Below are 11,906 nucleotides of genomic sequence, written 5' to 3'. Positions count from 1 at the left end.
AAAGGTGACTTAGCCGATCAGGGCCTCGAGCTCCACGTGGTCGAGGCCGTGCGCCTCGGCGACCTCCTTGTAAACGACCTTGCCGTCATGGGTGTTGAGGCCCTTGGCGAGGGCGGCGTCGCGGCGCAGCGCCTCGACCCAGCCGTGGTTCGCGAGCTCCACGATGTACGGCAGCGTGGCGTTGGTGAGCGCGTAGGTGGAGGTGTTGGGCACCGCGCCGGGCATGTTGGCGACGCAGTAGAAGACCGAGTCGTGGACCTGGAAGGTCGGCTCGGCGTGGGTGGTCGGCCGGGAGTCCTCGAAGCAGCCGCCCTGGTCGATCGCGATGTCGACAAGAACACTTCCGGGCTTCATGCGCGACACGAGCTCGTTGGTGACCAGCTTGGGGGCCTTGGCGCCCGGGATGAGCACCGCGCCGATGACGAGGTCGGCGTCCAGGACGGCCTTCTCCAGCTCGAAGGCGTTGGACATGATCGCCCGGACCTTGGTGCCGAAGACCTTGTCCGCCTCGCGCAGCTTGTTGATGTCGCGGTCGAGCAGCGTGACGTGGAAGCCCATGCCGACGGCGATCTGCGTGGCGTTCCAGCCGGAGACACCGCCGCCGATGACGACGGCGCGCGTGGGCTGGGTACCGGGGACGCCACCCGGCAGGACGCCGCGGCCGCCGACCGAGCGCATCAGGTGGTAGGCGCCGACCTGCGGGGCGAGCCGGCCCGCGACCTCGGACATCGGGGCGAGGAGCGGCAGCGCGCGCGAGGGCAGCTCGACCGTCTCGTAGGCGATGGCGGTGGTGCCGGACTCGATGAGCGCGTCGGTGCACTCCTTGGAGGCGGCCAGGTGCAGGTAGGTGAAGAGCGTCTGGTCCTTGCGGAGGCGGTGGTACTCCTCGGCGATGGGCTCCTTGACCTTGAGCAGCAGATCGGCGGTGGCCCACACCTCGTCGGCGGTGGCGAGGATCTTCGCGCCCGCGGCGACGTACTCCTCGTCCGGGATCGACGAGCCGAGACCGGCGTTCTGCTCGACGAGGACCTGATGGCCGTGACGCACCAGCTCATGCACGCCGGCGGGGGTGATGGCCACCCGGAACTCGTTGTTCTTGACCTCGCGGGGGATGCCGACCTTCACGTCGATCACGGTCCTTGGCTCAGAGGGTATGGGGCGATACAGGGGGCAAGACAACACATACCCGGGCATGCATGAGCACACCAGGATGCACCGCAGGAGAAGGTGCGGCAGAGCCAGTCTAATGAAGGTGTTCCCGCTGTCTAGCCTTTCATTGCATCAATCTTCAGCGGGTGTACTACGGATTTCGCAGGCGTCAGGGTCTTGTTTCGCAGGATCAGGCTGTTCCGGTTCCGGTTCCGCCTCCGAAAGCTCCTCCCCCAGCAGCCGCTCGGCGGCCCCTCGGTGCAGCGCCGCGGCGGCCGGATCGCCCAGGTGTTCCAGGGTGTCGGCGAGCCTCAGCTGGAGCGCCGCCTGGAGCCGTAGGTCCTCGGCGCGCCGCGCCCACTCGACGGCCTCCTGGCAGGTGTGCAGCGACTCCTCGGGCCGCCCCGCGTACTCCTGGACGCGTGCGAGTTCGCTCAACGCCCGTGCGTGGGCGGCCACATCGCCGTTCTTGCGGTGCCCGGCGACCGCGGCCCGCCACCCGCGCAGCGCCTCGCCGTAGCGGCCCGCGTAGGTGTGCGCCGCGGCGATACGGCCGTACAGCCGCGCGGCGTCCGCACGCTCGTCCCGGGCCAGCCGCTGGGCGAGGGCGCGACCGAACCAGTCGGCGGCCCGGTCGTAGTCCGCGAGCTCCAGATGCGCACCGCCTACGGATTCCATCGCGCGACCGGTCGCATACGGGTCATTCGCCTCGCGCCCGGCGTCCAGCGCGGCCCGGTACCGGGTCAGCGCCTCCTGCGTACGGCCGGTCTGCGCGTCCAGGTCGCCGAGGTTCAGCAGCGCCGCCGCCTTCTCCCGGGGCAGCTCCCGGCGCTCGGCCACATCCAGGACGAGCCGGTGCAGGCCGTACAGGTCGGGCGCGGCGGCCTGGGTCCCGAAGTGCGCGACCATCGCCCTGACCAGCTGGGACATCAGCCGGCGGGCGAGGGTGTCGAGCTCCCCGTCGGCGACGGCCACACGCGCCGAGGCCAGCAGGGCGGACCTGCGGATGCGCAGCCAGTCCTCGGCGGCCCGGGGGCTGGGGAAGCGCAGGGAGCGGGGCATGCCCTGGAGCTTCTCGCGGGCCTCGGGGTTGTCGGTCTCGGTGATCGCGCGGGACGACTGCAACAGCCGTACCGTCCGCTCCAGCATCCGGGCGCGGGCCAGCTGGAGTTCGCCGGGGCGGTCCTGGGTCTCGGTGAGCGCCTTGAGCAGGGGTTGCAGACAGCCCGGCACCACGTACTGCGGCAGCGGCGACTCCACGGCGTGCAGCAGACCGAGGCCGACGAAGTCGTCCAGGGTGGTGCGGGCGCCGCCCACCGAGCAGCCGGCGAGGGCGGAGGCGGTGTGCGGGTCGACCAGGCCGGCCGGGGCGAGGGCGAGCAGTCGCAGTATCCGGGCGGCGGGGCTGGGCAGGCCGGAGTACGCGAGCCGGAAGACGCGGCTGAGCGGGGTTCCCTCGTCACCCTCCGTGCGCAGCTGCTTGGCGAGATCGGCGACCGCGACCTTGGGACGGGCGGCGAGCCAGCCGCCGGCCAGCATCAGGGCGGCGGGCTGGGCCTGGCACTCCTCGACGAGGCCCTCCGCGGCCCGCGGGTCGACGGTGATGCGGACCGAGCCGGTGAAGCGGCTCAGCAGCTCCAGGGCGGACTTGGTGTCGAGGCCGCCCAGCGTGCAGGGCCGGACGTCGGAGATACCGGTGAGCGGGCCGCCGGAAACGGCCACGACCAGGCACTCCGGGGTCTCCGGCAGCAGGGCGTCGACCTGGTCCGCGCTCACCGCGTCGTCCAGCAGGAGCAGTGCGCGCCGGTCGGCGAGGGCATCGCGCAGGGCTGCCGTCAGATCGTCCTCACAGGCGCCGGCCGGGGTCGGGAGGTCCAGGGTCGTGAGCAGTTCGCGGGCGGTGTGCTCGACGGGGACGGGGGTGCCGTCGGGTTCGCTGAGGCGGGCGCGCAGCACCGCGTCGCCGTAACGCTCCGCAACCTGCCGTACGAGCTCCTCGGCGAGGGCGGTGCGGCCGGAACCGGGTCTGCCCGCGATGAGCAGCACGCGCGCGCGGGGGGCCTTCTTCCCGGCGAGGGTGTCCAGGCCCGCTCGCTCGATGTCGGCGAGCAGCTCCTTCAACTCCCGTGTACGGCCCAGGAAATGACCCTCGACCGACAGCTGAACGCCGCCTGTGTCCACCGCCTGGTCCGTCACGGGCCACACTCCCGTCCCACCGCACGCGCAAGCCCGCCGGGACTCCGGTTCGGGCAGTTTCAGAGCCTAGTTCACGCTCTGCAACGTTCCGGGACGAGCGCGGCGGGGACGGGTCGAGACTCCCTCGATCGGATCAACGGATCATAGGACTGACGGCTCGGCAGCGCCGCCAGGGGCGCGGGGAACTGCGCGACCAGCCACAGCGGACCCGCAGCCGAAACGATCTGGCGCTACGCGTCAAAGGGCCGAGCCGGCCAATCCGCGTCCGCCGGCCGCAGCCTCTCCAAACCGCCGGAGGCCTGTGCCGCGACCAGCGAAAGCACGCCCACGACCAGGCAGTTGTTGTGCAGTTCGCCGGCGAGCACACCCCGTACGAGCTCGTCGACGGGCACGCGCGCGTACTCCAGGTCGATCTCCTCGTGCTCGACCTCGAAGCGCTCGCCCTCGGCCTCCGACAGATCGCGGGCGAGGAAGATCCGTACGGCCTCGTCGCAGCCGCCCGCCGTGGTGTAGACGTCGGTCAGCACCCGCCAGTCCTCGGCCTTGACGTGCGCCTCCTCGTACAGCTCGCGCTGCGCGGCGTGCAGCGGGTTCTCGCCGGGCACGTCGAGCAGACCGGCCGGGATCTCCCACAACTTCTGGCGCACGGGGTGGCGGTACTGCCGGATGAGCAGGACCCGGCCCTCGTCGTCGAGGGCGAGGACACCGACCGAACCGGGGTGGACCTGGTAGTCGCGGCGGACGACCGTGCCGTCGGGCATGACCACGTCGTCGGTGCGGACGGAGGTCTTGTTGCCCACGAAGGGGGTATCCGTCGCCCGGATCTCCCACTCCTCGGGGGTGTCCTTGATCGTCATGCCGTCCGTCCTCCCACACGCAAAAAAAGAAACCGGGGTGCCCACCTTTTGAAGGTATGCACCCCGGCCACCGTACAACTGGTGTGTTACTTGGAATTCTCCCGCGCGCCCGCAGCCCGCTGGCGCTCGACAGACGCCTTCACGAGCCCGGCGAACAGCGCGTGCGGCCGCGTCGGACGCGAGCGCAGCTCGGGGTGTGCCTGTGTGGCGACCAGGTAGGGGTGGACGTCGCGCGGGTACTCGACGTACTCGACGAGCTTGCCGTCCGGGGAGGTGCCGGAGAACAGGATGCCCGCCTTCTTCTCCAGCTCCGCGCGGTAGGCGTTGTTCACCTCGTAGCGGTGCCGGTGCCGCTCCTCGACGTACTCCTTGTCCTCGTACACCTCGCGCACGATCGAGCCCTCGGCCAGCTTGGCCGGGTACATGCCCAGCCGCATGGTGCCGCCCATGTCGCCCTCACCGGCGACGATGTCGAGCTGCTCGGCCATGGTGGAGATGACCGGGTGCGAGGTCGCCGAGTCGAACTCGGTGGAGTTGGCGTCCGGGATGTCGGCGAGGTTGCGCGCGGCCTCGATCACGATGCACTGCAGGCCCAGGCAGAGACCGAGCAGCGGGATCCGGTTCTCGCGGGCGAACTTGATCGCGCCGACCTTGCCGAGCACCCCGCGGTCGCCGAAGCCGCCCGGGATGCAGATGCCGTCGACGTCACCGAGCTGCGCCGCGGCGCCGGCCGGGGTCTTGCAGTCGTCGGAGGTGACCCACTTGATCTTGACGCGGGCCTTGTTGGCGAAGCCGCCCGCGCGCAGCGCCTCGGTGACCGAGAGGTAGGCGTCGGGCAGGTCGATGTACTTGCCGACCAGGGCGAGGGTGATCTCGTGGTCGGGGTTGTGGACGCGGTCGAGCAGGTCGTCCCAGGTCGTCCAGTCCACGTCGCGGAAGGGCAGGTCCAGCTTGCGGACGACGTAGGCGTCCAGGCCCTCGCCGTGCACGGTCTTGGGGATGTCGTAGATCGACTTCGCGTCGGGGCAGGCGACCACGGCGGACTCGTCGACGTCGCACATCAGCGAGATCTTGCGCTTGATCGCGGTCGGGACCTCGCGGTCGCAGCGCAGCACGATCGCGTCCGGCTGGATACCGATGTTCCGCAGCGCCGCAACCGAGTGCTGGGTCGGCTTCGTCTTCAGCTCCCCCGACGGGCCGATGTACGGCAGGAGGGAAATGTGGACGACGAAGACGTTGTCACGGCCGACCTCGTGGCGGACCTGACGGACCGTCTCCAGGAACGGCAGGGACTCGATGTCGCCGACCGTGCCGCCGACCTCCGTGATGACCACGTCGACCTCGTCGGTCGCCATACGGCGGATGCGGTGCTTGATCTCGTTGGTGATGTGCGGGATGACCTGCACGGTGTCGCCCAGGTACTCGCCGCGCCGCTCCTTGGCGATCACCGTCGAGTACACCTGGCCTGTAGTGACATTGGCGCTGCCGTCCAAGTCACGGTCCAGGAAACGCTCGTAGTGTCCGATGTCCAGGTCGGTTTCGGCGCCGTCGTTGGTGACGAACACCTCACCGTGCTGGAAGGGGTTCATCGTGCCCGGGTCGACATTGAGGTACGGGTCGAGCTTCTGCATCACGACGCGCAGGCCGCGCGCCTTGAGCAGCATGCCGAGGCTGGAGGCCGTCAGGCCCTTGCCGAGAGAGGAGGCGACACCCCCGGTGACGAAGATGTGCTTGGTCGTCGTAGATTTCGGCGGCATGGCCAAGACGGGGCTCCCGTGGTCGCGATCTGGGGTGCGGGGCGGCGCTGCAACCGGAGATCTCCGGAGTCGCCGTCGCTGCGGTCGGGGGTTTTATCCACCACCGGTCCACGGGCTACCAGGGTATCAGCGCCTCGACGAGATGGCTTCCGGCCACGCTCCGCACACGCGTCGACACACAGGCGTACCCGTCTCGTGTTCCTCACCCGTTGCTCACCCGATCGGCCCATCCGCGTTGCCCGGAGCGGCACACAGATCATCTACGTGCGTCGTATCCTGCTCGGACATTCGCTGGCGAGCCCGGCCGGCAACACGGGACCACCCCCCGCCCGTAAGCACCGGAACACCGTGAGTTCGTCAGTTCGTTGAGCGGAAATTTTCGTTTTGCCTCGCAGCCGATCGGCTGCTTTGCTTCACCGCTCAACGACGCATTACAACGACCCCTTGACCGCAAGAGCGACAGCCCCCTTTTTCCCTCGGGGGGTGACGTGGCCGTTCGACTGGAGTTGCACGTGGCCGGGCGCATCGAAGACTACGCACTCATCGGAGACATGCAGACCGCGGCTTTGGTCTGCCGGGACGGCACCGTGGACTGGCTGTGCCTGCCGCGCTTCGACTCCCACGCCATCTTCGCCGGTCTGCTGGGCACCGAGGAACACGGCTTCTGGAGACTGGGCCCCGCGCACGCGGCCGACGCGGAGCCGCCCCGGGCGGCCCGGCGCACCTACCGCGGCGACTCGCTGATCCTGGAGTCCGAGTGGGACACCCCGCGCGGCACGGTCCGGATCACCGACTTCATGCCCCCTCGTGACGGCGCCCCGCAGCTGATCCGCATCGTGGAGGGCGTCTCGGGCCGCGTCCCGATGCGGTCCGCGCTGCGGATGCGTTTCTCCTACGGCCGGGTCGTGCCGTGGGTGCACAAGCACGACGGCCGTACGGTGGCCGTCGCGGGCCCGGACTCGGTCTGGTACGACACCGAGTGCGAGACCTACGGCAAGTCGCTGACCACGTACTCCGACTTCACGGTCGCCCCCGGTGACCGGATCGCGTTCACCATCTCGTGGCAGCCCTCGCACAAGGAGCCGCCGCCGCTGCCGGAGCCGGAGCAGTCGCTGGCGGCGACCGAGGAGTTCTGGCGGGACTGGGTCGAGCACTGTACGTACCACGGCCCCTACCGCGAGGCCGTCGTCCGCTCCCTGATCACGCTGAAGGCCCTCACGTACGCGCCGACGGGCGGGATCGTCGCCGCCCCGACGACCTCCCTCCCGGAGGACATCGGCGGTGTCCGCAACTGGGACTACCGCTACACCTGGCTGCGCGACGCCGCGATCACGCTGTCCTCGCTGCTGCGCACCGGCTACCGCGAGGAGGCCCGCGCCTGGCGCGAGTGGCTGCTGCGCGCGGTCGCGGGCGACCCCGAGAACCTTCAGATCATGTACGGCATCGCGGGCGAGCGGGAGTTGGGCGAGGCCGAGCTGGACTGGCTGCCCGGCTACGAGAACTCCGCCCCGGTCCGGGTCGGCAACGGCGCGGCCCACCAGCTCCAGCTGGACGTGTACGGCGAGGTCACCGAGGCCCTGCACCTGGCCCATATGACGGGCCTGGCCCGCAACGACTACGCGTCCCTGCTCCAGCTCAAGCTCATCCGCTACCTGGAGGACCACTGGGACGAGCCGGACGAGGGCATCTGGGAGGTGCGCGGCCCGCGCCGGCACTTCGTGCACTCCAAGGTGATGGCCTGGGTCGCCGTCGACCGCACGATCAAGCTCATCGAGTCCGGCGACGCGGACGGCCCGCTGGAGCGCTGGCGCGACCTGCGCGACGACATCCACCGGGACGTGTGCGAGAAGGGCTACGACAAGGAGCGCAACACGTTCACGCAGTCGTACGGCTCGAAGGAGCTGGACGCCTCCCTGCTGCTGATCCCGCAGATGGGCTTCCTGCCGCCGGACGACAAGCGCGTGATCGGCACCATCGAGGCGATCCAGCGTGAGCTGTCCACGCCCGACGGCTTCATCCTGCGCTACCCGACCGAGGGTGAGAGCGAGGGCGTCGACGGTCTGCCGGGCGACGAAGGGGCCTTCCTGGCCTGCTCGTTCTGGATGGCGGACGACCTCGCGATGATCGGCCGCGTGGACGAGGCCCGCAAGCTCTTCGAGAAGCTGCTGGCCCTGCGCAACGACCTCGGGCTGCTCGCGGAGGAGTGGGACCCGGTGCTGCAACGCCAGGTCGGCAACTTCCCGCAGGCCTTCAGCCACGTTCCGCTCATCGACACCGCGCTGCGGCTGACGGCGTCGGGCGCCTACGGCGGCTGAGCGCGCTGTGCGAGCCGAGCCCGCCTAGGCTGGGAAGCCATAGCCCCTGTGAGAAAGGGGGCGCCTCATGGCATCCCCGTCGAAGGCGGGCGCGGCCCTCGCCGCGCTCCGCGAGGATCTGGTCGGCGACGTGTTCGCCCCGGACGATCCGGGCTACGACGAGGCCCGGGTGGTCTTCAACGCCATGATCGACCGCCGCCCGGCGGTGATCGCCCAGTGCGTGGACGAGACCGATGTCGTACGGGCCGTGCGCTTCGGCCGTGATCTCGATCTGCCGATCGCGGTGCGCGGCGGCGGACACAGTGTGGCGGGCAGCGCGCTCAACGACGGGGGGCTGGTCGTCGACCTGCGGCACATGCGTGCCGTCGGCGTCGACCCCGCTGCCGAGGCGGTACGGGTCGCGGGCGGCGCCACGATGAGCGACCTGGACCGGGCCTGCGAGCCGCACGGCCTCGCCACCACGGGTGGGCGGGCCTCGACCACCGGGGTCGGCGGCTTCGTCCTGGGCGGCGGCTCGGGCTGGCTGGACCGCTGGTGCGGACTCGCCGTCGACAATCTGCTCGGCGTCGAACTGGTCACCGCGGACGGCTCGAAGGTCCATGCGAGCGCCGACGACAACCCGGAACTGTTCTGGGCCCTGCACGGCGGCGGAGGCAACTTCGGCATCGCCACCGCGCTCACCCTGAAGCTGCACGAACTGCCCGAGTTCTCCATCGCCCTGCTGCTGTTCCTCCCCGAGCACGGCCCCGAGGTCACCCGCACCTACCGCGACCTGATCGCCGTGGGCCCGGACGAGGCGAGCGGCGGCGTGCTCTACCTCACCGGCCCGCCCGAGGAGTTCTGCCCGCCGCACCTTCAGGGCACCCTGCTGTGCGGCGCGCTGCTGACGTACGCCGGCCCCGAGGCCGACATGCGCAAGCTGGCCGAGCCGCTGCTCGCACTGCCGCACGAGGCGGAGATCATCGGGGCGATGCCGTACGCCGACGTCCAGTGCATGCTCGACGATCCGCCGGGGATGCGGAACTACTGGTCGGCGGAGTACCTGACCGGCGCCCCCGACGACCTCCTGGACGTCTTCTGCGCCCGGGCCGGGTCCATGCCCGTGCCGACCGGCAGCATCCATGTGCTGTTCCCGCTGGGTGGAGCGATAGCCGCCGGTCCGCACGAGTACCCGGTGCCCTACCGGGACGCGCTGTGGGCCGTGCACCCGTTCGCGATGTGGGAGGACCCCGCCGAGGACGAGCGGGCCGTCCAGTGGGTACGGGACGTGCGCACCGACACCCAGCCGTGGAGCACCGGCGCGGTCTACCTCAACTTCATCGGCGACGAGGGCAGCGAGCGGGTCGTGGCGGGCCTCGGTCCCGAGAACGCGCGACGGCTGGCGCAGGTGAAGCGGGAGTTCGACCCCGACAACGTCTTCCGCTTCAACCACAACATCAGACCGGCCTGAGCGCCGTGAGCGTCTGCTCGCCCGCCGGGTCCCCCGCCGTCGCCGGCACCAGGGCGATCTCGTCGAGCCCTGCCTCGGCGTAGGCCTCGATCCGCGCGCGTACGGCCTCCAGGTCCCCGACGAGACCGACCGTCGCGGCCGCCTCCGGTGGCAGGGCCCGCACCAGGGCGTCCCGGTCGGCGCCGGACGCGGCCAGCGCCACCGCGTCGCCGAACCCGGCGTCGGCGAAGACGTCGCGGTAGCCCGGCACGGTCAGATATCCGGCGATGCCGCCCAGCACCTGCGCGAGCGACTCCGGCGCCGGATCGACGGCCGCCGGCAGCCAGGCGGCCACCGTGGGCGGCGTACGGCCCGCCTTCTCGGCCGCCCTGTCCAGGGCGCCGCGCAGCACCCGCACCTGCTCCGGGGAGACGGTGTCCAGCAGCATGCGGTCGGCGTGCGCGGCGGCCGTGGCGATGGCGCGGGGGCCGAACGCGGCCACGGTGAGGAGGCCGCCGGGTGGCGGCAGGCGGCGGCGGAAGGCACCGACCCGTGCGCCGGGCACGGCGTGCAGATGACGTCGTACGGCTGCGGCGGTCTCCTCCAGCACCGCCGCGGGCCGCACCCTGGGCCGCCCGTGCACCCCCTCCACCACCCGCCCGCTGGACGTCCCGAGCGCCACTCCGACCGGGCGACCGGTGAGCGCCGCGACCGAGGCGGCGCCCCGGGCGATGGTGTACGGGTCGCGCACGTTCACCGGCACCGGCCCCGCCGTCACGGCGACCCGCCCGGTGGCGCCGCCGATGGCCGCGGCCAGGACGAAGGAGTCCCATGTCGGCCCTTCCCCCGCCCACACCTCCCGGTACCCGAGCCGGTCGGCGGCCACCGCCACCCGCACCGGCTCCTCGACCGGGCTGTCGTCCTCCCGTGCCACGGCCACCACGCTGAGGTCCATGCACGCGCGCGTACCCGGTGGTCGTCCCCGTAACCGCTCGGAGATGTCGTGGATGGTCACGCGCGGGTAGCGTCCGGCTCATGGACAGCAGATTCGACAGCCAGGGCGCCGGGATCACCGTTCAGCGGGCGCTGGAGCTGCCCGGCCTGCGCAGCGGCCTCCCCGAGATCCTCGCGGGCGCCGACCGGCTCCAGCGGCCGGTGCGCTGGGTGCACGCGGGCGAGGTGCCCAACATCGCCTCCCTGCTGAAGGGTGGCGAACTGCTGCTGACCACGGGCTACGGGCTCGGTACCCGTCCGGCCGAACAGCGGGCGTTCGTGCACACCCTGGCCGAGCGCGGTATCGCGGCCCTGGTCGTCGAACTCGGCCCGCGATTCACCCGCCTCCCGGCGGCCCTGGTCGACACGGCCCGCTCGGCCGGGCTGCCACTGGTCCAACTGCACCGCGAGGTGCCGTTCGTGACGGTGACAGAGGAGATCCACACCGAGATCGTCAACGGCCACTACGCCCTGCTCCAGCGGGCCGAGGAGGTGCACCGCCGCTGTACCGAGGCCCTGTTGGGCGGCGGCGGGGTGCCCCAGGTGCTGGGCATCCTGGCCGACTTCAGCGACAACCCGGTCTTCCTGGAGACGACCGACGGCCAGCTGCTGTACGCCGCCGGGTCGGGCCCCGAGGGCGCGGACCCGCTCCAGGTGTGGGAGGGGCTGCGGGGCCAGCACAAGGACGCCCCGCCGGCCGGCTCCGTGCTGGTGGACGTGCCCGGGGGCGGTCCCGGAACGGGTTCGGTGCGGGCCCGGCTGGTCCTGCTTCCCGTGCGGGCTCCCCTCGTCCCGGTGCACCGGATGGCGGCCGAGCGGGCCGCGGGCATCCTCGCCGTGGTGCTGATGCAGGCGCGGCAGGAGGAGGAGTTGGCCGCGCGGGGCCGGGGCGACTTCCTGACCGACCTCGCCGAGGGCCGTATCGCCGCCGAGGACGCGCCCGCGCAGGCGCGCGTGCTGGGCTTCAAGCCGGGCACCAGTCCGCTGCTGCCGGTGGTGATGCGGCTCGGCGACGCCCTGTCCCCCGGCGGCGGCTGGGCGGTGCTGGCGCGGGCGGTGTCGGAGGAGCTGGCCTCGGTGGGGGTTCCGGTGCTGCTGGGGGTACGACCGGTCGAGGGCCGCGTCCTGGTGCTGCTGGGCCTGCGCTCGGAGTCGGAGCGGGCGGCGGTCGCGGACCGGGTCGCGGCGGCGCTGCGGGCGGGGGTGGAGC

The 11,906-nt window shown here is 71.5% G+C and carries 8 protein-coding genes; 3 read left to right on the top strand and 5 right to left on the bottom strand.

Features of this window, described 5'->3' with window-relative positions; translation table 11 throughout:
- Window positions 1-9: 9 nt before the first annotated feature.
- From ald to HLK59_RS31875, 4 genes are all read right to left on the bottom strand, one after another.
- Window positions 10-1,134, bottom strand: a complete 1,125-nt coding sequence (gene ald, locus HLK59_RS31890) for an alanine dehydrogenase (protein WP_171145041.1) — start codon at window positions 1,132-1,134, stop codon at window positions 10-12.
- 147 nt (window positions 1,135-1,281) lie between these two features.
- The gene (locus HLK59_RS31885) at window positions 1,282-3,345 is read right to left on the bottom strand and encodes a tetratricopeptide repeat protein (protein ID WP_171145040.1); all 2,064 of its coding nucleotides are present in this window, start codon (window positions 3,343-3,345) and stop codon (window positions 1,282-1,284) included.
- A 230-nt stretch (window positions 3,346-3,575) separates the two neighbouring features.
- Entirely contained in the window at window positions 3,576-4,202 is a 627-nt protein-coding gene (locus HLK59_RS31880; protein ID WP_171145039.1) for an NUDIX hydrolase, read from the bottom strand.
- 86 nt (window positions 4,203-4,288) lie between these two features.
- Window positions 4,289-5,959, bottom strand: a complete 1,671-nt coding sequence (locus tag HLK59_RS31875) for a CTP synthase (RefSeq protein ID WP_171145038.1) — start codon at window positions 5,957-5,959, stop codon at window positions 4,289-4,291.
- Between the two features lie 512 nt (window positions 5,960-6,471).
- Here HLK59_RS31875 and HLK59_RS31870 point away from each other — a divergent pair.
- Together HLK59_RS31870 and HLK59_RS31865 are read left to right on the top strand one after the other, a co-directional pair.
- Window positions 6,472-8,274 carry a glycoside hydrolase family 15 protein gene (locus HLK59_RS31870; RefSeq protein ID WP_171145060.1) on the top strand — a complete coding sequence of 601 codons (1,803 nt, stop codon included), beginning with the start codon at window positions 6,472-6,474 and terminating at the stop codon, window positions 8,272-8,274.
- A 67-nt stretch (window positions 8,275-8,341) separates the two neighbouring features.
- Complete coding sequence (locus tag HLK59_RS31865) at window positions 8,342-9,724, top strand: FAD-binding oxidoreductase (RefSeq protein WP_171145037.1); 1,383 nt, start codon at window positions 8,342-8,344, stop codon at window positions 9,722-9,724.
- Here the strand turns inward: HLK59_RS31865 and HLK59_RS31860 are convergent.
- Window positions 9,711-10,658 (bottom strand): LLM class F420-dependent oxidoreductase, encoded by a 948-nt coding sequence (locus HLK59_RS31860; RefSeq protein WP_171145036.1) that lies wholly within the window; start codon window positions 10,656-10,658, stop codon window positions 9,711-9,713. The genes HLK59_RS31865 and HLK59_RS31860 overlap by 14 nt on opposite strands.
- A gap of 80 nt (window positions 10,659-10,738) precedes the next feature.
- On the opposite strand from HLK59_RS31860, the gene HLK59_RS31855 reads away from it, so the two are divergent.
- On the top strand, window positions 10,739-11,906 hold a 1,168-nt coding region (locus tag HLK59_RS31855; RefSeq protein ID WP_171145035.1), incomplete at its 3' end, for a PucR family transcriptional regulator ligand-binding domain-containing protein.

The organism is Streptomyces sp. S3(2020) (assembly GCF_013044505.1).
Classification (GTDB): Bacteria; Actinomycetota; Actinomycetes; order Streptomycetales; family Streptomycetaceae; genus Streptomyces.
Note: the sequence above shows the minus strand (reverse complement) of the source record. Positions and strands in the feature narration are given on the sequence as shown.

What these genes read in the sequence shown, in the direction of transcription:
- HLK59_RS31880 (WP_171145039.1), bottom strand. Translation starts at nt 4,202, where the DNA reads ATGACGATCAAGGACACCCCCGAGGAGTGGGAGATCCGGGCGACGGAT.
- HLK59_RS31875 (WP_171145038.1), bottom strand. Translation starts at nt 5,959, where the DNA reads ATGCCGCCGAAATCTACGACGACCAAGCACATCTTCGTCACCGGGGGT.
- HLK59_RS31865 (WP_171145037.1), top strand. Translation starts at nt 8,342, where the DNA reads ATGGCATCCCCGTCGAAGGCGGGCGCGGCCCTCGCCGCGCTCCGCGAG.
- HLK59_RS31860 (WP_171145036.1), bottom strand. Translation starts at nt 10,658, where the DNA reads ATGGACCTCAGCGTGGTGGCCGTGGCACGGGAGGACGACAGCCCGGTC.